At 74.0% G+C, this 20,989-nt stretch carries 15 protein-coding genes; 4 read left to right on the top strand and 11 right to left on the bottom strand.

Going from position 1 to position 20,989, the window contains the following annotated elements; genetic code table 11:
* Window positions 1-123: 123 nt before the first annotated feature.
* Complete coding sequence (locus AB0E05_RS01565; RefSeq protein WP_361956900.1) at window positions 124-477, bottom strand: hypothetical protein; 354 nt, start codon at window positions 475-477, stop codon at window positions 124-126.
* A gap of 282 nt (window positions 478-759) precedes the next feature.
* Between AB0E05_RS01565 and AB0E05_RS01560 the strand changes: the two genes are divergently transcribed.
* On the top strand, window positions 760-1,809 hold the full coding sequence (locus tag AB0E05_RS01560) for an NlpC/P60 family protein (RefSeq protein WP_361956897.1): 1,050 nt from the start codon (window positions 760-762) through the stop codon (window positions 1,807-1,809).
* 108 nt (window positions 1,810-1,917) lie between these two features.
* Here the strand turns inward: AB0E05_RS01560 and AB0E05_RS01555 are convergent, their stop codons facing one another.
* Entirely contained in the window at window positions 1,918-2,646 is a 729-nt protein-coding gene (locus AB0E05_RS01555) for a response regulator transcription factor (RefSeq protein ID WP_361956894.1), read from the bottom strand.
* Window positions 2,643-3,941 carry a PspC domain-containing protein gene (locus AB0E05_RS01550; RefSeq protein WP_361956891.1) on the bottom strand — a complete coding sequence of 433 codons (1,299 nt, stop codon included), beginning with the start codon at window positions 3,939-3,941 and terminating at the stop codon, window positions 2,643-2,645. The genes AB0E05_RS01555 and AB0E05_RS01550 overlap by 4 nt, the downstream gene beginning before the upstream one ends.
* 177 nt (window positions 3,942-4,118) lie before the next feature.
* Between AB0E05_RS01550 and AB0E05_RS01545 the strand changes: the two genes are divergently transcribed.
* Together AB0E05_RS01545 and AB0E05_RS01540 are read left to right on the top strand one after the other, a co-directional pair.
* A complete protein-coding gene (locus AB0E05_RS01545; protein ID WP_361956888.1) occupies window positions 4,119-5,453 on the top strand; it encodes a PspC domain-containing protein in 1,335 nt (444 codons plus the stop codon).
* Window positions 5,440-5,787 carry a hypothetical protein gene (locus AB0E05_RS01540; RefSeq protein WP_361956885.1) on the top strand — a complete coding sequence of 116 codons (348 nt, stop codon included), beginning with the start codon at window positions 5,440-5,442 and terminating at the stop codon, window positions 5,785-5,787. Before AB0E05_RS01545 ends, AB0E05_RS01540 begins: the two co-directional genes overlap by 14 nt.
* Here the strand turns inward: AB0E05_RS01540 and AB0E05_RS01535 are convergent.
* The 3 genes from AB0E05_RS01535 to guaA all read right to left on the bottom strand — a co-directional run bounded on the left by AB0E05_RS01535 (window position 5,694) and on the right by guaA (window position 8,910).
* Window positions 5,694-6,215 carry a DoxX family protein gene (locus tag AB0E05_RS01535; RefSeq protein ID WP_361956882.1) on the bottom strand — a complete coding sequence of 174 codons (522 nt, stop codon included), beginning with the start codon at window positions 6,213-6,215 and terminating at the stop codon, window positions 5,694-5,696. The genes AB0E05_RS01540 and AB0E05_RS01535 overlap by 94 nt on opposite strands.
* Window positions 6,216-6,381: 166 nt before the next feature.
* Complete coding sequence (locus AB0E05_RS01530) at window positions 6,382-7,218, bottom strand: class II aldolase/adducin family protein (protein ID WP_361956879.1); 837 nt, start codon at window positions 7,216-7,218, stop codon at window positions 6,382-6,384.
* A gap of 96 nt (window positions 7,219-7,314) precedes the next feature.
* Complete coding sequence (gene guaA / locus AB0E05_RS01525) at window positions 7,315-8,910, bottom strand: glutamine-hydrolyzing GMP synthase (RefSeq protein ID WP_361956876.1); 1,596 nt, start codon at window positions 8,908-8,910, stop codon at window positions 7,315-7,317.
* Window positions 8,911-9,226: 316 nt separating this feature from the next.
* On the opposite strand from guaA, the gene AB0E05_RS01520 reads away from it, so the two are divergent.
* Window positions 9,227-9,526 (top strand): chorismate mutase, encoded by a 300-nt coding sequence (locus AB0E05_RS01520; RefSeq protein ID WP_361956873.1) that lies wholly within the window; start codon window positions 9,227-9,229, stop codon window positions 9,524-9,526.
* Between the two features lie 743 nt (window positions 9,527-10,269).
* Here AB0E05_RS01520 and AB0E05_RS01515 read toward each other — a convergent pair.
* The 5 genes from AB0E05_RS01515 to AB0E05_RS01495 all read right to left on the bottom strand — a co-directional run bounded on the left by AB0E05_RS01515 (window position 10,270) and on the right by AB0E05_RS01495 (window position 20,906).
* A complete protein-coding gene (locus tag AB0E05_RS01515; protein ID WP_361956870.1) occupies window positions 10,270-12,225 on the bottom strand; it encodes a GMC family oxidoreductase in 1,956 nt (651 codons plus the stop codon).
* Window positions 12,226-12,294: 69 nt separating this feature from the next.
* Window positions 12,295-13,947 (bottom strand): succinic semialdehyde dehydrogenase, encoded by a 1,653-nt coding sequence (locus AB0E05_RS01510; protein ID WP_361956867.1) that lies wholly within the window; start codon window positions 13,945-13,947, stop codon window positions 12,295-12,297.
* A gap of 242 nt (window positions 13,948-14,189) precedes the next feature.
* On the bottom strand, window positions 14,190-15,968 hold the full coding sequence (locus AB0E05_RS01505; protein WP_361956864.1) for a serine/threonine-protein kinase: 1,779 nt from the start codon (window positions 15,966-15,968) through the stop codon (window positions 14,190-14,192).
* A 149-nt stretch (window positions 15,969-16,117) separates the two neighbouring features.
* Window positions 16,118-17,971 (bottom strand): protein kinase, encoded by a 1,854-nt coding sequence (locus AB0E05_RS01500; RefSeq protein ID WP_361956861.1) that lies wholly within the window; start codon window positions 17,969-17,971, stop codon window positions 16,118-16,120.
* Window positions 17,972-18,044: 73 nt separating this feature from the next.
* Entirely contained in the window at window positions 18,045-20,906 is a 2,862-nt protein-coding gene (locus AB0E05_RS01495) for a protein kinase (RefSeq protein ID WP_361956858.1), read from the bottom strand.
* Window positions 20,907-20,989: the final 83 nt, after the last annotated feature.

Here is a 20,989-nt window from a genome sequence, read left to right as displayed (position 1 = left end):
GCCGCACCGCCCGTCCGGCGTCACCGGAGGGCGGTCTTCCGATTCACGGGGTGACCAGCGCGTCTCAGGTCCCGGGGTGTGCCCCGGGCCGATCGGGCGCGGCTCAGGTCTGCTCGGGTCCGCTCACGTCCACAGGGTGGCGATGAAGATGTTCGCCGTGGTGAGGCCGCCGACCGCGCCGAAGACGGCCTTGTCCACCTGCTCGTCCTCCCGCTTGACGTACACCAGCGCGAGGATCACCACCAGGACGGCCATCTTGATGCCGATCTTGACGTTGTTCACCGCCTGGTCGTCGGCCTGGTTGAGCCCGACCAGGGCGACGCCGGTGATCAGCATCGTCAGCGCGCCGTGCAGCATCGCCGGGTTGAAGCGGGCGGTGCCCGCGCCTATCGCCTTCATCTGGGTGAGGAACCCGCCCAGCAGGGAGGCGATGCCGATGACGTGCAGCGCCACGAAGACATTGATGAGTACGTCCATGAGCGGAGCCTAACCAGCGCCATATCACCCCCTTCAGGTCAGGTGGACCTCATTCGCCGCATCGGTCACTCCGGCACACGTGACGCACACCCATGGTGACCGACCGTTCACCGAACGTGCCAGAGGTTGGCCACCTTCGGACAGAACCGGTCGTTCCGCCTCCGGTCCGTTACCTCCCGCCTAGCGTCCTGCCCCGGACGCACCCGGGCGTCCAAGACCTCATCCGTCAACCAACCGCTCAACCGATCGATCGCCCGACCCCGGAAGGACGTGGACGCCGCCGTGGCAGCGCACCGCAAACCCAGGCAGCAGCGGCGGTACCCGTTCGCCGCGCGCCCCGCCGCCAGGACCGCCACCACCCTGGCGCTCGCGGGCGCGGCGACCGCCACGGCGTTCAACGGCACCGGAGCGGCCGACACCGCGCCCACACCCGCGCAGATCAAGGCCAGGGTCGACAAGCTCTACCAGGAGGCGGAGGCCGCGACCGAGGAGTTCAACGGCGCCAAGGAGCAGGCCGACCGGGCGCGCCGGGAGCTCGACCGGCTGCGCGACGAGGCGGCCCGCAGGACGGACCGGCTCAACGCGACCCGCAACGCCCTCGGCTCGATGGCCACCGCCCAGTACCGCGCCGGCACCATGGACGCCGGGCTCCGCATCGCCCTGACCTCCGACCCCGACGAGTACCTGGAGCGGGCCGCGCTCGCCCAGCGCGTCGGCGACCGGCAGGCGACGGCGGTCTCCCAGGTGCGGCAGCAACTCGTCGGGATCGACCAGCTCAAGGAGACGGCGGACCGCCGGGCCGCCGAACTCAAGGCGCGCCAGGGCGAGCTGGCCGGTCACAAGAGCGTGGTGCAGCGCAAGCTGGCCGCCGCCGAGCGCCTGTTGGCCAAGCTCACGGCGGAGCAGCGCGCGGCCTACGACGCGCCGCGGGACGACCCTTCAGCGGCGCGACCGGCGGCTCCGGCCGCGGCCGGGGCGACGAGCCAGCGGGCGGGCCGGGCCGTGGCGTACGCGTACGGGGCGCTCGGCAAGCCGTACGTGTGGGGCGCGACGGGGCCCGCTTCGTACGACTGCTCCGGGCTGACCCAGGCGGCGTGGCGGGCGGCGGGCATCTCGCTGCCGCGGACGACGTACACGCAGATCAACGCGGGCAAGCGGGTGTCGCGGTCCGAACTCGCCCCCGGTGACCTGGTCTTCTTCTATCCCGGGATCAGCCACGTCGGGCTGTACGTCGGGGGCGGTCGGATGGTCCACGCGCCCCGGCCGGGCGCGCCGGTGCGGATCGCGTCGATCGACGCGATGCCCTTCGCGGGCGCGGCCCGCCCGGCGTGAACCCAGGAGTCCCGCGCCTGCGCTGCTTCTGGACAGGCCCGCCACCGGGCCGCAGACGCCGACACCGCACACCCCCGCGGCGGCACCGCGCCCGGCTGGATGACCGCGTCAGACGAGGCGGCGTGCGGTCGCCCAGCGGGTCAGTTCGTGGCGGTTGGAGAGCTGGAGCTTGCGCAGGACCGCGGAGACGTGGGACTCGACCGTCTTCACGGAGATGAAGAGCTGCTTGGCGATCTCCTTGTACGCGTACCCGCGGGCGATCAGCCGCAGCACCTCGCGCTCGCGCTGGGTGAGCCGGTCGAGGTCCTCGTCGACGGGCGGGGCGTCGGTGGAGGCGAAGGCGTCGAGGACGAAGCCGGCGAGCCGCGGCGAGAAGACGGCGTCCCCCTCCTGGACGCGGAAGACCGAGTCCACCAGGTCCGTGCCGGTGATCGTCTTGGTGACGTAGCCGCGGGCGCCGCCGCGGATCACGCCGATGACGTCCTCGGCGGCGTCGGACACCGACAGCGCCAGGAAGCGCACCGGGTGCTCGGACGCCGCCATGAGGGGCGCGCAACGGCGCAGCACCTCGACGCCGCCGCCGCCCGGCAGGTGCACGTCCAGCAGGACGACCTCGGGGCGGGTGGCGGTGATCACGGTGACGGCCTGGTCCACGTCCGCGGCCTCGCCGACGACCTCGACGCCGGTGCGCTCGGTCTGTCCGATCTCGGCCTGGACGCCGGTGCGGAACATGCGGTGGTCGTCGACGAGGACGACCCGCACCCGGCGGCCCGCGCCCCCGTCCGTCGCCCCGCCGGGGCCCGTCGCGTCCGTCGCGCCTGTCTTGGGGTGCGTCATCCGTCCGCCCTCTCCATGCTCAGCTCCACTTCGGTGCCCTCCCCGGGCGCCGAGGTGAGCCGGGCCGTCCCGCCGTTGCGCTGCATCCGGCCGATGATCGATTCCCTGACGCCCATTCTGTCGTCCGGCACGGAGTCCAGGTCGAAGCCCGGTCCCCGGTCCCGTACGGAGACGAACACCGTACGCCCCTCGACCTCCGCGAAGACCTGGACGGCGCCGCCCTCGCCACCGTACTTGGCCGCATTGACCATCGCCTCGCGCGCGGCCTGCATGCACGCGGACAGCTTGTCGTCGAGGGGGCAGTCGCCGACGACGACGACCTCCAGCGGGACGCCGTGCTTGTCCTCGACCTCGGCCGCGGCCCGCTTGACGGCCTCCGCCAGGGTCTCGGGCTCCTCGGCCTCCTCCTTGCCGGTGCCCTCCGGCTTGTACAGCCAGTTCCGCAGCTCGCGCTCCTGGGCGCGGGCGAGCCGGCGGACCTCGCCGGGGTCCTCGGCCCTGCGCTGTATCAGGGTGAGCGTGTGCAGTACGGAGTCGTGGACGTGGGCGGCGACCTCCGCCCGCTCCTGGGCCCGGATGCGCATGGTCCGCTCCTCGGAGAGGTCCTGCGTCATCCGCACCAGCCAGGGGCCGGCCAGCAGGGCGATCCCGGCGACGACGGCGACGGCGGCCGTCAGGACGTTCCCCAGCTGGGCCGCGGAGCCGCGGACGACCATGAAGACGGTCAGGCCCATGCCGACGAGCGCCACCCCGGCCAGCGCCCGGACGACCTGGAACAGCCGGCGGCGGCGGGAGGCCGCGGCCGTCCAGCTCGCGCGCCGGGCGTTGTCCGCCTGTCGCCACACCAGCACCACGCCGGCGCCGATCAGCAGCGTCGGCCAGACGTAGCGGTTGGCGCGGCTGGTGTTGTTCAGGTCGCCGATGAAGATCAGACAGCCGACGGCGAGGGCCATCAGCGCGAACACCTGCCCCCGGTCCGGTTTGCGGAGCCGGCGCCGGCCGTCGTCGGCGACCTCGAAGAGGGAGCGCGGCTCGACGGTGCGCCCGCCGACGCCGAGCGGGACGACGACCCAGAACGCCGCGTACAGCAGTATCCCGAGGCCGTCCGCCATGAGCAGGGCGAGGAAGACCAGCCGCACCCAGACCACCGGCACGCCGAGGTGTCCGGCCAGCCCGCGGGCCACGCCGCCCAACAGCCGCCCGTCGGCGCTGCGGTAGAGCCGGCGCAGCGGCACGTCTTCGGGCGCGGTGGCGCGGGAGGACGCGGGGGGCGTGCGGGGCGGGGCGACGGGCATGCGTCGATCGTCACACGGAAGGGCCCGGGACCGGTATCAGGGGCGCCCCGGAGAACGACCCTGAGGTGGGGCGGGGGGACGCCCTGAGCCGTCGGGGGTCGTCGGGGTCCGGATATCAGGGACGGGCCAGGGTCGCCCCCGCTCCCGCCGGCGGCCCGCGGCCGTCACCATGGACGTATGAACCAGCAGACCAGCGCCGCCCCTCCCGGGGCGCAGGACGACACGGCTGCCGCGGTGCCCCCGGCCGAGCAGCCCGGCGGCCTCCGCCAGCTGCGCCGCGACCCGGACCACAAGGTCATCGGCGGTGTCTGCGGCGGTCTCGGGCGGTACTGCGACGTGGATCCGGTCATCTTCCGGGTCGTGATCGGCGTGCTCGCGGTGACCGGCGGCATCGGTCTGATCTTCTACGGGTTCGCGTGGCTGCTGGTCCCGATGCTGGGCGAGGAGGAGAGCGAGGGCCGTCGGCTGCTGGGCGGGCGGGTCGACGGGGCCGCGCTGACGGCCGTGTTCCTCGCCCTCATCGGCTGCGGCCTGTTCCTCACGATGCTGAACAGCCGGGGGACGCTCGCCTTCGCCGCCCAGCTGGCGGTGGCCGCCGTCGGGGTCGCCGTGTGGTCCCGGCGCCGTACGGCCCCGCCCGACGGCGCCCCGCTCGACGCGGCGACGGCGCACGCGGTGTCGGACGCCCCGCCGGAGACGAAGGCGCCGCCCGTGCCGGAGAGCCCGTCCTGGTGGCGGGACCCGGTCGCCAAGGCCGGGGTGGCGCCGCCGGGCACGCCGACGGCGTACCTGTGGGGCCCGGAGGAGGAGGCCGACGCCCGGACGCGCAAACCGCTGTGGGGCGGGGGGACCCGCAAGTGGAGCCCCCGGATCTCCCGAGGCCCCCAGTCGATCGGCGGCGCGGTCGCCAATCTCGCGATCGTGGCCTGCGTGCTCGGCATCGCGCTGAGCTGGGACCACCATCCGCTGGGGACGAGCTTGCAGTTCGGCTTCACGGCCGCGCTGGCCGTCCTCGGCCTCGGTCTGGCCCTCAGCTCCTTCCTGGGGCGCACCGGCTTCGGCACGGTCCTGCTGACCGTCGTCACCGCCCTGCTGCTGGCGGCCTCCGCCGCCCTGCCCAAGGACATCAGCACGAACTGGCGGGAGACGTCCTGGAAGCCCGCGTCCTCGACCGCCCTCCAGCCGCGGTACGAGTTGGGCTCGGGCGTCGGCACGCTCGATCTGTCCGCCCTGGTCGTGCCGCCCGGTCAGACCCTGTCGACGACGGGCCAGGTCGGCCTGGGGAAGCTGAGGATCGTGCTCCCCGCGGACGCCCCGGTGAAGCTGAACGCCGAGGCCGGCGTGGGTGACATCACCTTCCCCGACGACCCGAGGAACGACATCGACGTCTCCCCGGGCCAGCAGCGGTCACAGACCCTGGCGGCGCCGAAGGGGGCCAAGGAGTCCGGGAGCGTGGAGCTCCACCTCCAGGTGGGCATCGGACAGGTGGAGGTGACCCGTGCACCGCGCTGACGTGGCGTTCGACGCGACGGTCGACGGTCGACCCCCGGGGGGCGGGCCGGGCGGCGACCGGCCGCGCCGTACGTATCTGCACCCCTTCCGGCTGGGGAAGGCGCTGGCGGGTCAGTCGGTGCTGGCCGCGGCGGTGCTGTTCGCGGGCGACGCGGCCGACGTCTGGCACACCCCCTGGTTCGTGGTCTTCCCGGTGGTCTTCGGCGGGCTGGCCCTGGCCGGCACGGTGGGCACCGTGCACTACGTGATGCGCCGCCGCCGGTCCGCGATCAGCGCGTCCACCGACAGCACCGAGGCTCCGGCGAGCAGCAGCGGCAGCCAGGCCATCAGATAGACCAGGTCGTTTCCGTAGTAGTACGGCTCGACCTGCCAGCTGACGGTCAGCCACAGGCTCAGCGAGATCAGCGCTCCGCCGAGCGCGGCGATCCGGGCCAGCAGGCCGATGAGGGTGCCGATGCCGACGGCGAGTTCCCCGAGGGCGATGGCGTAGCCGAAGCCCTCGGGGTTCTTGAGCGCCAGGTCCACCAGCCAGGGCACGGCCGAGGTGTCGCGCACGCCGCGCATCAGGTCGCCGACGGAGCCGGCTCCGCTGGCGGCGAAGAACTTGCTGTCGGTGAGCTTGTCGAGCCCGGCGTAGACGAAGGTGACGCCGAGGAAGATCCGCAGCGGCAGCAGGGCGTACCGTGCGGCCTGGTCCTTCGCTCCGCGGACGCCGCCCGGCCCGCCGTATCCGGACGTCGGCGTGTGAAACGTGTGTGTCATCGCTGGTCCTGCCTTTGATGGGCGCGTCCGAGCCGTCGGACTCGCTGTCGACCTATACGTATCCCTGTTGGACCGGTCTCTGTTGACCCATACGTACGGCGGCGCCGTACGGATCGATGGTGGTACGGGGTTTTTCCCCGGGTGGCCGATTCACCGGGGAGGGACGTCAGTGCGGACCTTCGGGAGCGCCCCAGCGGCGCCACAGGGGTTGGTAGCTGATCCAGGCGACGAGGTCGGTGCCGAGCTGGTCACGAGTGGCCACCGCGTCCCGGTGCTGGATGGGGGTGGGCTTGCCGGCGGCCCGGGCGGTGAGCTGCACCCGGGCGCAGCGCTCCATGGTGATGAACCACCAGGCCGCCGCGTCCACGGAGGTGCCGACGGTCAGCAGTCCGTGGTTGCGCAGCACGAGTCCTTTGTGCGGGCCGAGCGCGTCGGCGACGCGGCGGCCCTCCAGTGCGTCCACGGCGACCCCGGTGTACGCGTCGACCAGGGCGTGGTCCTCGTAGAAGGCGCACGCCTCCTGGGTGAGGGGCTCGACGAGTTCGCCGAGGGCGGCGAGGGCGCGCCCGTGGACGGTGTGGGTGTGGGCGACGGCGACCACGTCCGGGCGGGCGAGGTGGACCTGGGCGTGCACGGTGAACGCGGCCTGGTTGACGTGGTGGCCGCCCTCGACGACCTGCCCCCGTTCGTTGACCAGCAGCAGGTCGTCCGCCGTGACCAGGGCGAAGGGCATGCCGAACGGGTTGGTCCAGAAGCAGTCCCGGTACACCGGGTCCCGTGCGGTGACATGGCCGGACACCCCGTCCTCGTACCCCAGGCGCGCGAAGATCCGGAGTGCTCCGGCGAGGCGTTCCTTGCGGTGGGCGCGTTCGTCCTCGGGACGGTCGTGGCTCGGCGGGAGGGCGAAGGCGAGCCGTTCGACGGGCACGGGCACGGGGGCGGGCAGCGGGGCGGACGAAGCGTGCGGGGACGGGGGCGGAGTACGGGCGGGCGTCTGCGTCATGCGCGGAAGTTAGCGCGCGTCCCCGCGGGTGAACAGAGACGTGCGCGGCCCCTGCCGGAGCCGCGCACGCGCGTACGTCTCAGTGGGCCCGAAGGCTCACTCCCATTCGATGGTGCCCGGCGGCTTGCTGGTGACGTCCAGCACGACCCGGTTGACGTCGGCGACCTCGTTCGTGATCCGCGTCGAGATCCGGGCGAGCACGTCGTACGGCATCCGCGTCCAGTCCGCCGTCATCGCGTCCTCGGAGGAGACGGGCCGGAGCACGATCGGGTGGCCGTACGTGCGGCCGTCGCCCTGGACGCCGACGCTGCGGACGTCGGCGAGCAGCACCACCGGGCACTGCCAGATGTCCCGGTCGAGACCGGCCGCCGTCAGCTCCTCGCGGGCGATGGCGTCGGCCTCGCGCAGCAGGTCGAGCCGGTCGCGGGTGACCTCGCCGACGATGCGGATGCCGAGGCCGGGGCCGGGGAAGGGCTGCCGCTGGACGATCTCGTCCGGCAGGCCCAGCTCCTGGCCGACCATCCGGACCTCGTCCTTGAACAGCTGGCGCAGCGGCTCGACGAGCTGGAACTCCAGGTCCTCCGGGAGCCCGCCCACGTTGTGGTGGGACTTGATGTTCGCGGTGCCGGTGCCGCCGCCGGACTCGACGACGTCCGGGTAGAGCGTGCCCTGGACGAGGAAGGCGACCTCCTCGCCGTCGGCCGCGCCCTCGGCGACGATCTCGGCCTGCGCGTTCTCGAAGACGCGGATGAACTCCCGGCCGATGATCTTCCGCTTCTGCTCGGGGTCGGAGACCCCGGCGAGGGCGGACAGGAAGCGCTCCTGGGCGTCGACGACCTTCAGCTGCACGCCGGTGGCCGCGACGAAGTCCTTCTCGACCTGCTCGGTCTCGCCCTTGCGCATCAGCCCGTGGTCGACGTACACGCAGGTCAGCTGGGAGCCGATGGCCTTCTGCACCAGGGCGGCGGCCACGGCGGAGTCCACGCCGCCGGAGAGCGCGCAGATGACGCGCTTGGTGCCGACCTGCTCGCGGATGGCCGCGACCTGCTCCTCGATGACGTTGCCGGTGGTCCAGGTGGGCTGGATGCCGGCGCCCCGGTAGAGGAAGTGCTCCAGGACCTGCTGGCCGTAGGTGGAGTGCATCACCTCGGGGTGGTGCTGGACGCCGTACAGCCGCTTCTCGTCGTTCTCGAAGGCGGCGACGGGCACCAGGTCCGTGGAGGCGGTGACGGTGAAGCCCTCGGGCGCGGCGGAGCAGGCGTCGCCGTGCGACATCCACACCTCCTGCTCGGCCGGGGTGCCCTCGAAGAGCGTCGAGCCGGTCTTGGAGACGTGCAGGCCGGTGCGGCCGTACTCGCGCGCGCCGGTGTTGTCGACGGTGCCGCCGAGGGTGGTGGCCATCAGCTGGAAGCCGTAGCACATGCCGAAGACGGGGACCCCGGCCTCGAAGAGCGCGCGGTCGAGGGTGGGCGCCTGGTCCGCGTACACGGACGAGGGCCCGCCGGAGAGGATGATCGCCTTGGGGTTCTTGGCCAGCATCTCGGCCACGGGCATCGTGGACGGGACGATCTCGCTGTAGACCCGTGCCTCACGGACGCGGCGGGCGATGAGCTGGGCGTACTGCGCACCGAAGTCGACGACGAGAACGACATCGGCGACGGTGGGCACGGCAGCGGGGGACGCTGATGACACTGGCGGCCTTCCGGCGGGGGCTGGGCGGGGGTCGGTGTAGCCGATTCTACCGGCCCCCGCGTTGTCCCCGGCCGGAGACCGGGGCCATACTGTCCCCCATGCGTCACCACACGACCTCCGTCTTTACCTATGGCAACCGGCCCGTCCGGCTGCCACGGTCGTGCTGTGTGATCCGCTGACACACGACGTCCCAGGCGCCCCGGGCCGGCTTCGGCCCGGGGCGCCCGTCGTTTCCGGACCGCAGTGACCGGCCCGGGTGCTCCAGGGAGACCGCGACGTCGCGACCGATTCGCGACGAACCCCGAGGAGCCACACCATGACCACGAGCACCACCACCGAAGTGACGGAGACCACGGGCGCCCGCACCCCCGAGGCCGCGGAGCTGATCGACTCCGCCCGGCAGCGCATCGACGCCCTCGACGACCGCATCATCGGCCTCGTCCAGGAACGGATGGCGGTCTCCGCGGTGATCCAGGACGCCCGGATCGCCTCCGGTGGCCGCCGGGTGAACCTCTCCCGCGAGATGGAGGTCCTCGGTCACTTCCGCGACGCCCTCGGCAAGCCCGGCACGGCGCTCGCGATGACGCTGCTGGAGCTGTGCCGGGGCCGCATCTGAGTTCGGGTCCGCTCTCACCCGTACGGCGCGTGACCGTCGGCGACGGGGCTTCGTTGGTACCGGTGTCCGTGCCAGCCAGGGGCGGCCCGAAAGGGAAATCCACGCGTGGCTCGCTGGAGCGTGTGACGTACTCAGTACGTCGTGGGACCTCGCACCAGCGCGCGTGACCGGACGGCAGGGGACAGCAGCCCGGTCACCCCCGCGGCCGGTTCCGGGGACGCCCGGAACCGGCCGCAATCCGGTCCCCCCGGTTGCGCGGCGCACCGCCGCACCCCCACGATGCCTCCACGTCCGGCACGGTCCAGGCCGGGCGGGGCACCGGATCGACCGGCCCCTCCAGACCATTTCCGTCGCGGCGCAACCCCCCGGTGCCGCGCCTCGGCACCGACGACGCCCTGACGTCGGTGCTGACCACCAAGGGCCCCGCGGTGCGCGCACCCCGCGGGGCCCTTGTCGTGCGCCGCCGGCGGGCAGCGACGCACGGAGCCGGAAGTCCGGCGACCCGGAGTCCAGTGACCCAGACCACATAAAGTTTTTGTCAGTTCAACTGCAACCGTTTCGGCGGGACAGGGGTCGTAGAGGTCATCCACCGCGCACCAACAGCCACGTCCGTGTGCTCGCACCACGCGCGGGTCGTGGGGGCCGCTGCACTCGGAGGGGGGTGCAGCGGCCTCCTCCTTTCCGGGCCGCCCTTCCGGGCCGGGCCGCACCGCGCTCAGGGCCCGCTCGGGGGTCACCGGGGGTCAGGCGTCGATTTCCGGCCGCGTGCGTCCGGCGCCCTCGGCTCCGCTTCCCGTTCCGGTCCCGTCTTCCGGGGGGCGTACGGACCCCGCGGGCGGCATCGCCGGCATCCCGAGGTCCGGCAGCCGCAGCGCGCCGAAAGCGTCGGCGGGCACCGCCGGCGAGCGGGGCGCCACCGCTGCCAGCCGCCGGTACGGCTCCCCCGGCGCGGGCCGCGCGTCCGCCTCGCCCCGGTTCGGCCACAGCGCCATCGCCCGCTCCGCCTGCGCGGTGATCGTCAGGGACGGGTTGACGCCGAGGTTCGCGGTGACGGCCGAGCCGTCGACGACCGAGATGCCCGGGTGCCCGTACAGCCGGTGGTACGGGTCGATGACGCCCGACTCCGGGCCCGCGCCGATCGGGCAGCCGCCCAGGAAGTGGGCCGTCAGCGGGGTGCCCATCAGCTCCCCGACGTTCGAGCCGGCGAAGCCGTTGATCTCCTCGGCCAGCGCGGTCGCCGCCCGCGTCGCCGCCGGGATCTGGGTCGGGTTGGGCGCGCCGTGGCCCTGGCGGGCGGTCAGCAGGCCCTTCCCGATGCCCGCCGGCTTGCGGTACGTGGTCAGGGAGTTGTCCAGCGACTGCATGACGAGTTGGATCAGGGTCTTCTCCGACCAGCGGCGCTGCGAGAGGGTGCGCAGCGCGAGCACCGGATGGCGGACCATGCCGCCGAGCCAGCCGGTGACCCGGCCGCGGGCGGTGGTGCGGTACGGGACCTGGAGGGTCGTCAGCAGCCCCATGGCGTTGGAGCCCCTGCCGTAGCGCACCGGCTCGATGTGGGTGTCGGCGTCGGGGTGGATGGAGGAGGTGATGGCCACCCCGCGCGTGAAGTCCACCCGGGGCGCGCCGTGGCGCTTGCGGTAGCGCCGGTCCTCGGTCTGCGCCCCCACCAGGGCCTCGGAGTTCGTCCGGGTCAGTTCGCCGAGGCGGGGCGAGATCCGGGGCAGCAGCCCGGTGTCCCTCATCCGGTGCAGCAGGCTCTGGGTGCCGTACGTGCCGGCGGCGACCACCACCCGCCGGGCGCGCAGCACACGCCCCCTGCCCTTCCTGCGGTCGTCGGTGGGCAGGGTGCCGACGGCGTAGCCGCCGCGGGAGTCCTCGGTGAGGGTGACCGCGGTCGTCATCGGATGGACGACGGCGCCCGCGCGTTCGGCGAGGTGGAGGTAGTTCTCGTTCAGGGTGTTCTTGGCGCCGTGGCGGCAGCCGGTCATGCACTCGCCGCACTGGACGCAGGCGCGGCGTTCGGGGCCGGCGCCGCCGAAGTACGGGTCGGGGGCGCCGGCCCCGGGGGCCGCCGTGACGCCGCAGCCGTCGGCGCCGTCGCCGAAGAAGACGCCGACGGGCGCCAGGTGGAAGGTGTCGCCGATGCCCATCGCCTCGGCGGTCGCCTTCAGGTGCACGTCGGACGGGGTCGTCGTCGGGTTGAGCCGGACGCCGAGCATGCGCCGCGCCTGGTCGTAGTACGGGGCGAGTTCGCCCTGCCAGTCGGTGACGTCCTTCCACTGCGGGTCCTGGAAGAAGGCGGCGGGGGGTACGTAGAGGGTGTTGGCGTAGTTGAGGGAGCCGCCGCCCACGCCGGCGCCCGCCAGCACCATCACGTTGCCGAGCAGGTGGATGCGCTGGATGCCGTAGAGGCCGAGCGCCGGGGCCCACAGGAAGTTCTTCAGGTCCCAGGAGTTCTTGGGCAGGGTGGCGCGGGTGAAGCGGCGGCCGGCTTCGAGGACGCCGACGCGGTAGCCCTTCTCGGTGAGCCGCAGGGCCGAGACGGAGCCGCCGAAACCGGACCCGATGACGATGACGTCGTAGTCGAAGTCGAAGTCACCGTCGCCGTCGTGCTGCTCCTCGTTCGTGGCGTCGGTCCCGTCGTGCTCGTCCGCTGCCGGCTCCCCGGGGTGTTTTCGGGCAGGGGGTACCTCGGGCATGGCTCTCCTCCGTACGAAAAGGGGCGGCTGGGGCGAGCTGCGGAGCGGACGGTCCGTTCCGTCGGGAGGTCAGCGCAGCCGGAGGGTCTTCATCAACCGCAGCGAACGGCTCATCAGCTCCGCGTACTTCTCGTCGTCCATCCCGAACGCCGGCCCCATCGGCACCAGCCGCTGCTGGGACACCGTCTGCGCCTCGGTGAACTTGAGGATCCCCTCCGAGCCGTGGCGCCGGCCCAGGCCGGAGTCCTTCATGCCGCCCATCGGGGACTGGACGCTGCCGTACGCCGGGGCGTACCCCTCGTTGATGTTGACCGTCCCGGTGCGCAGCCGGGCCGCGATCGCGTGGCCCCGCTTGCCGTCGCGGGTCCAGACGCTCGCGTTCAGCCCGTACGACGTCGCGTTGGCGCGCTCGACGGCGTCGTCCTCGTCGGTGAAGCGGTAGATCGACACGACGGGACCGAAGGTCTCCTCGGTGCACACCGCCATCGGCGGCTCGACCCCTTCGAGGATCGTCGGCTCGAAGAAGAGGGGGCCGACGTCGGGGCGGGCGACGCCGCCGGTGACGACGGTCGCGCCCTTGGCCACGGCCTCCTCGACGTGCCGGGTGACGGTCTCCAACTGCCGCTCGCCCACCAGGGAGCCCATGTCGGCCCCGTACGCGAGGGAGGTGCCGAGGCGCATCGCCCGGGTGCGCGCCGCGAACCGCTCCACGAAGTCGTCGGCGATCGACTCGTGGACGTACAGCCGCTCGATGGAGATGCAGAGCTGTCCCGCGGAGGAGAAGCAGGCGCGGACCGCGCCCGCCGCGGCGTTCTCCACGTCGGCGTCGTGCAGCACGAGCATGGCGTTCTTGCCGCCCAGTTCCAGGGAGACGCCGACGAGCCGGGCGGCGGCGGCCTGGGCCACCTCGCGGCCGGTGCGGGTGGAACCGGTGAACGAGACGTAGTCGGCGTGCTGGACGACCGCGGGGCCCACGACCGGGCCCTCGCCGAGGACGACCTGGAAGACCTCCGGCGGAAGTCCGGCCTCGATCAGCAGGTCACGCGCCCACAGGGCGGTCAGCGCGGTCTCCGTGTCGGGCTTCATCACGACGGCGTTGCCGGCGACGAAAGCGGGCAGCGCGTCGCCGACGGACAGCTCCAGCGGGTAGTTCCAGGGGGCGATCTGGCCGACGACGCCGCGCGGCTGGCGCAGCTCGGTGGTCTTCGTCAGCACGGGGACGACGCCGGCGTGCCGCTTGGGGCGCAGATAGGCGGCGGCGCGGCGGCCGTAGTGCCGGGCGGCGACGGCGACGGCCTGGATCTCCTCGTGGGCGTGCATCCGGGCCTTGCCAGTCTCCAGCTGGATGAGGTCGAGGACCTCGGCCTGCCGCTGGAGCATCAGGTCGTGGAAGCGCAGCAGGACGGCGGCGCGGGTGCGCACCGGGGTGGCGGCCCAGACGGGTTGGGCGGTACGGGCCCGGGCGAACGCCTCGGCGACGTCGTCGGGCGTGGACTCGGGCAGGTCGGCCAGCTTGGCGCCGGTGAAGGGCGTGTGGTTGGCCGTACGGCCGGAACCGACGACCCCGCGGGTCAGCTGGGCCACCACCTCGGGCGTCACCACGTCGGCCGCGGTGCGCACACCGGGCGGTGCGGGGGCCGTGGGGTTGCTGCCGGGGGTGGCGCGGTCGGCGTCCTTGCCTTCGTCGCCGTCGAGGGTGGTCGGGGCCTTCGAGTCCGTCATGTGACCGAGCGTATGCCCCGACCGACCCTTTGGGTACCCGTCGGTAACAGCATTTGGCCGAACCCTGGACCACGCCAGCGTTCACTGGCCGGATAAGCCCTGATCAGGGGCGTCGTCGCGGGCGGGCGGGCGCCGACGAGGACGGCGGGCCGGTGTGGAGATGGTGTGGCGACGGCGCGGACGCACCCGCACGGCGCCGACCGGCACGGCCCGGTCCTACGCCGTCCACCGCAGTCCGCCCCCTAGAGGTCCTCGATCTTCAGGTTCTCCACCATGGTGTCGAAGATCCGTTCGCCCTCCTCGGCCGCCCACCCGTCGGCGGGCCCGGCGACCCGCAGCCGCCAGTAGACCTCCTTGCCCTCCGCACCGGTGGAGACCAGGCGCTCCATCCAGCGGTCGCGGGTCTCGGACTCCTTCGCCGTGGCGTTGTACGGCACGTGCTCGACGACCGTGTCGAAGGCGGGCGTGCCCTGGTGCCGGGTGTCCTCGATCGTGACGTCCACGCTCTCGATCTCCCGGCCGTCCACCCCGCCCCTCTCGTAGTGCCGCTGCCACGCCTCCTTGGTGGGGGCGAGTTCGTCGTCGAAGGCGGTGGTGTCGACCTCCTCCACGAAGACGGAGAACACGCCGCTGGGGTCGCGGTAGGTGACGGTGAAGCCGTCGTCGTCCTGCTCGCGGCGGTAGTCGGAGGGCACGGCGACGCTCGCGGAGACCACCTCGCGGTCGTTGCGCACCTCCCAGCCCTCGGGCAGCCCCTCCTTCGCGAACGGGTTCACGAAGACCAGCGTGAGCGCCGCGGCCAGCGCCAGCACCCCGCCGCCGATGCCGTACCGCGCCTTCTTGTTGCCGTGCAGCACCGGCGGCACCCAGCGGCTGCCGCGCCCCCGCGGACCCTGCCCGCCGGCGCGGCCGACCTGCGTCAGCTCGTGCATCGACGTCTGCGGCCGGGCCAGGGACTCCAGCGTCTGCCGGACCTCCGCCACGTCCGGCCGCATCGTGGGCTCCTTGCGCAACAGGCGCATCACGAGCGTGCCGAACGCACCGGCACCGCGCGACGGCGGCGGCGGTTCGGCGGAGACGACCGCCTGGAGCGTCGCGTGGATGTTGCTGCGCAGGTACGGCGAGACGCCCTCGACCGCCGCGTACAGCACCACGCCCAGGGACCACAGGTCCGCCTCCGGGCCGGGGGCCTGGCCGAGCGCCCGCTCCGGGGCGATGAACTCCGCCGTGCCGACGAACCCGCCCGTCTCCGTGAGCCGCTGCTCCCCCTCGACGTGCGCGATGCCGAAGTCGGTCAGTACGACCCGGTCGGCGCGGCCCAGCAGGATGTTGTCCGGCTTGACGTCGCGGTGGAGCACCCCGGCCGCGTGGGCGGCGGCCAGCGCGCCGAGCACGTCGGCCCCGACCCGGGCGGCCTCGCTGACGTCGAGCGTGCCGTCCTTCAAGCGGGTGGCCAGCGATTGGCCCTGGACCAGCTCCATCACGATCCACGGCTGCCCGCCCTCGACCACGACGTCGTGGATGGTGACGACGCTGGGGTGGTCGATCCGGGCGGCGGCGCGCGCCTCGCGCTGCATCCGCAGATGGGCCGTCTCGCGTTCGAGCTGGCTCAAGTGGTCGGGCAGCCGGGGCTCCTTGACGGCGACCTGCCGGTCCACGACCTCGTCGCGGGCCTGCCACACCGTGCCCATGCCGCCCTGGCCGAGCCGGCTCAGCAGGCGGTAGCGCCCGCCGATCAGCCGTCCGGAGCCGGAGGCGTCCGACGCGCGGGGCGTACGGGCGGCACTCTCAGACGGAGCGGACGGAGCGGACGGAGCGGACGGAGCGGCGTCGGGCGCGGCGCGGTGGTCCGTCGACAGCGTCGGCGAAGGCCCGTCGGGCGGCGGCACCGGGGCGGGCTGCGCGGCCGGTGCCTGCGGAGGGGCGGGGGTCCCGGTCGCCTGCGCCGGCACCTGCGACGCGTTCGGCGGCTTGAGTACGTAGCTGGTGGGCTCGGGTGCCCGTCCTCCGTCGTTCGTCATGTTCACCATCCTCGTGACCTCGTGCAGGCGGATGCTACCCACGGCGGACAGCGGATGCAGAGCCGTGACAGTGGCGGACCGGGGACCGGCCGTACGCCCGCCGCACGACCGCCGCGAGCGCGCCGTCCGTGCGCCGCCCCGCGCCGGGCTCACTCCGCGTCGGGCGCCCGCCAGCCCTCCAGCATCGTGTCGAAGTCGCCCCGGGTCTTCGCCCACGTGGCCGCCGGCCCCGACAGGTACAGCGCGTACTCCGTGCCGTCCGCGGTCTGGTACAGCTGGTCCACGCCGTGGCGGTCACCGGGGAACGCCTGCCGCTCGGTCCAACTGAACTCCCACAGCGCGGCCTTCTCGCGCCCCTGGAAGGTGTTCCGTTCGAGCTCGGTCCGCTCGTAGTTCGGCAACCGGCGCAGCTCGCGCTCCAGCTGGAGGGCGAGGTCGTACGGATCGTCGTGCTCGGGCTCCTCGTTGACCCCGATGCGCAGCAGGTGCTTGCCGCCGTCGGGCGAGTAGTCCGCCTGGCCGTTCTTGGCCGCGATGCGCCGCCAGCCCTCGGGGACGACGACCGAGAAGCCCAACGGGTCCTTGAGGCGCTGCCAGCCCTCCGGCACGGCCTCTCCGCCGTTGGGTCCGCCGGACGACGCTCCTGCGGAGGGTCCGGCGGGGGCGGGCGCCCCGTCGGAGCCGGTTGCTCCCTCGGTGGAGGCGCCCGTACGGGTCTGTTCCTTGCCGTCGCCGGAGTCCGCGTACTTCATCGCCGCGAAGCCGGCGCCGCCGCCCACGACGGCGGAGAGCAGGACGACGATCGCGGCGCGGCGCAGCCGACCGCCGCGGCGCTTCTTCGGCTGCCCGGCCGGGAGCTCAGGGGATGCCGGCTGCGGGGGCACGGCGGGCGGTGCGGCGCCCCGGTCCGGCTCGCCGGCGGGGAGCGGGGTGGTCGGGACCCGCGCATCGGGCGGGGTGGCGGCCGTGGAGGCGTCTCCGGCGTCGGAGTGCGGGACGGCCCGGGTGGGGGCCGAGGTGTCGTGGCCGGCAGGGGCGACGACGGGCGCGGCAGCGGCGGAAGCGGCGACGGCGGGCGCGGGCTCCGGCCGCGTGCGTATCGCGGCGGTCTGCGCGGGCGCGAGCCGTACCGTGCCCTCCAGCTCCGCCACCACCGCCCTGAGCATCCGCTCCACCTCGGACCCGACCGGTCGGGCCTCCGGGTCCTTGGCCAGCAGCGCCATGATCACCGGCTCCAGCGGCCCCGCGTGCGCCGGCCTGGCCGGCTCCTCGCTGACCACGGCCTGCATGCTCGACAGCGGTGACGTGCGCCGGAACGGCGACTGGCCTTCCAGGGCCGCATACAGCGTCGCCCCCAGGGACCACAGGTCGGACGCCGGCCCCGGATCGGCGCCCCGGACGCGCTCGGGCGCCAGGTAGTCGATGGAGCCGATGATCTCCCCGGTGCGGGTGATGGTCGAGTCGCCTTCGATGGCCGCGATGCCGAAGTCGGTGAGCAGGACGTTGCCGTCGCGGGCCAGCAGCACGTTCGCCGGTTTGACGTCGCGGTGCAGCACCCCGGCCGCGTGCGCGGCGCCGAGCGCACGCAGCACCCGCAGACCGATCCGGGCGGCCTCCAGCGCGGACAGCCCCTCGGCCTCCTTGGCCGCCTCGGCGAGCGAGGGGCCGTCGACGTACTGCATCACGATCCAGGGGCGCTGGTCGTGTTCGAGCACGTCGTGGACGGTGACGACGCCGGGGTGGGTGATCCGGGCGGCGGCCCGCGCCTCCTTCTGCGTACGCGCGTGGAGCACGATCCGGTCCGCGTCGGAGGCGTACTTGCCGGCCGTCAACTCCTTGACGGCGACGACCCGGTGCAGCACCTCGTCCCGGGCGCGCCACACGCGGCCCATGCCGCCGCGGCCGATGGACTCCACGAGCCGGTAGCGGCCCGCGAGCAGCACTCCGGCGCCGACCTGCACGCCCTGTTCGTTCTCCACGTCCGCGAAGTCCCCCTGCCCCATTCCTTGGTGCCCAGACTACGGAAGGGGTCCGTGAGTCGGAAACGCCGGTGTGCTCCGTGGTGCGCCGGCGCGCTCAGCCGTTCTTCCGGTAGGCGTCGACGGCCAGTTCGTACGCCTCCGTGACCTTGTCCTGGCGGTCGCTCGGGCCGATCACCTGGAGGACGTGGTACCGGCCCTCGATGACGATGACCCGGTTGCGGACGAAGACCTCGCGTCCGCTGCCGTCCTGCCAGGTGTACTGCCCCTCGGCCATGACGCGGCGCCCGACCTCGATCCGGCGCAGTCCGCTCGACGACGACCACGACGAGTCGCGGAACGGCTGGAGTTCGCGTTCGCGTTCGCGTTGGTAGACCAGCGGGTCCTCGTCCGGGGTGCGGACGGTGTCCCGGCCGGGGACGATGATCAGGACGAAGTCGTCGTCGGCGTAGCGGACCTGGCCGGCGTCGTTCATGGGGCGGCGCTGCCAGGTGCGGTCGACCGCGACGCTGAAGCCCTCGGGGTCGCTGCGCAGTTCGTACCCCTTCGGCAGCTTGCCGGCGGAACCGGCCGCGGGCGCGGAGGTCTGCGCCTGCTCGGAGCCGGGGCTGCTGCTCGGGGCCTTGGTACCGGTCCGGCCGCCCTTCGCCCCGGGATCGGGGGTGCCGCCGGGCGTGGCGCGGGGGTCGCCCTGGGAGGCGGTGCGGTCCCCGGACTCGCCCGACTTCGGCATGAACAGCACGGCGTACGCCACGGCGGCGGCGAGGAGCACCAGCACCAGCACCAGCAGCCGGCGGCCGAGGGACTTCGGGCCGCGCTCGCGCCGGGGCTTCTCGGCCCGGCTCTGCTGCCGGGTCTTGCGGTGCCGATGGCGGCCGTGCTCCACCTCGGCGGGCGCGCTGCGGCGGCGCCGGCGCACCAACTCGCCCTTGCGGCGCAGGATGGGCAGCCGTTCGCCGCCGACCGCGGCACCGGCGCCGGACGGCAGCGCCACGACGTCCGTGCCGGCTTCGGGCTCGGGCGCCGAGCGGACGAGCGAACGCAGCCAGCCGCGCAGCTCCTCGACGTCCGGGCGCTCGGTGGGGTCCTGGCGCAGCAGCGACTCGACGACCGGGCGCAGCGGACCGCACTCCTCCGCGAAGGCGGGCGGTTCGGAGCACACGAGCTGGACGAGCTCGGCGGCGTTCTCCTCGGGGTAGGGCGCGTGGCCCTGGACGGCCCGGTAGAGCAGAGCGCCGAGGGCCCAGAGGTCGGTGGCGGGGCCGACGGGGGCGGCCAGCTGCCAGTTCTCGTGGACGGGGCCGGCCTGCTCGGGCGCCCAGCGCTCGGTGACCGCGCCGACGATCGCGATCCGGGCCTGGCGTGCGCGCTCGGCCGCGAGCGGGGTCGTGGGGCCCTGGTAGGCGGGCGGGCCGTCGTCGTCCGACGGCACGTCCCAGCCGGCGGCGGACCGGGGCTGCCGGCTCGACGGCACGGCGGGCGGCGCGGGCGTGGCGGGGACCGGCGGGGTCGGGGGAGGCTGGCGCCGTGCGTCCGCGCCGAGCGCGCCGGCGCCCGTACGGTCCTGCCAACTGGACTCGGCGCTGCGGTGCGGTGCGTACGGCTCCCCTGCCTGCGGCTCGCCGGCCGGTGGCGGTGCAACCCCGGAGGCTGCGGGGCCGGCCGGCGGTGTCGGTCCGGGCGCCGGCGCACCGCCCGGTCTGCCCGCGCGGGCCACCGGCAGGGCGGGCAGCCCGCCGGACGCGGGCGGCAGGGCCCGTACGCCGTAGGGGTCGCTGTCACGCTGCGGACGACGGGTCGACGCACCGTCGTCGGGAGCCACGGGGCCGGGCGGTCCGCCGCCCGCGCTGAGGGGGCGCGGGCCGTCGTGGCCGGGCAGCGGGGCGTCGTGCCAGGTGCCGGCGAGGCGGGCGTGGCCGGGGGCGGCGGAGTCGCCGTCCTGGTCCGGGCGGTCTTCGGGGCCGGGGGTGACGTGGTCGTGGTAGCGCGGGCCGGCGGGCCCGGGGTCCTGCGGGCCCTCGCCGGGCTTGCGCGCCCACCAGTCGGGGTCGGAGCCGGTCTGCACCGGTGGGTCGTCGGCCCGGTGCTGCTCGTCGTTGACGCGGGCCGCGGCCCGGGCGCCGGCGCGGTACGCGGCGATGGCGCCGGCTCTCGCGGCCCGTACGTCCGGCACGGCGGGCGGGGCCGCGTCGTCGTACGGGTCCGCCGACTGCTCGCCGCCGTCCTCCGCGCCGCCGCCGTCGCCTTCCACGTCGACGTACGCGCCGGAGTCCTCGCCCGGGTCCTCGTCGGACCAGCCCTGGTCGTCGACGGGCCCCTCGACGAAGGGGTCGTGATCGGGGTCGTGCGCGGTCGGCACCGTGGCATAGCCGCACAGGGCCTCCTCGGCGGCGCCGGACGCGAGGCCGGTGAGCACCACCCGCCCGTCGTCGCAGACGAGGACCGTACGGGCGGAGATGTTGCGGTGGATCCAGCCCTGGGCGTGCAGCACGCGCAGCGCGGTGAGCACGTCGGAGGCGATCTCGGCGGCCCGGTAGGGGGTGAGCGGCTTCTCCGCGAGGAGCGCGGCGAGCGGGCGGGAGGCCACGCGCTCGCTGACTATCCACAGCGAGCCGTCTTCGGCGAAGACGTCGAAGACCTGGTCGAGCCGGGGGTGGTCGGGGACCTGCGCCGCGGCGCGGGCCGCCTCGATGGCGCGCACGACGGCCGGGTCCGTGGCCCGTCGGGCCGCCCGACTGGCGGCGTAGCCGAGGTGTCGCCCGGATCCGGGGGCGCCGGGCGGGACGTCCGGATCGACCACTTCCGCGTCCACGACCTCCGGCAGCGGCACCTGGCGCACCAGGACTTCCTGGCCGCTGTACGTGTCGAAGGCCCGGGTCTCGATCAGCTCGTACTCGTCGGACGGGAGCAGCGGAAGGCGGTAGCGGTCGGCCAGCACCCTGCCCGCGTAGTCCTGCATGTCGCCTCCCCTCCTGCCAGGCTCCTCGGCCCCGCGCATCCGACGGCTGGTCATGCCCGGTCGGTCAGGGGCGCGGTGTGGTC

Source organism: Streptomyces sp. NPDC048057 (genome assembly GCF_040653095.1).
Lineage (GTDB): Bacteria > Actinomycetota > Actinomycetes > Streptomycetales > Streptomycetaceae > Streptomyces.
Note: the sequence above shows the minus strand (reverse complement) of the source record. Positions and strands in the feature narration are given on the sequence as shown.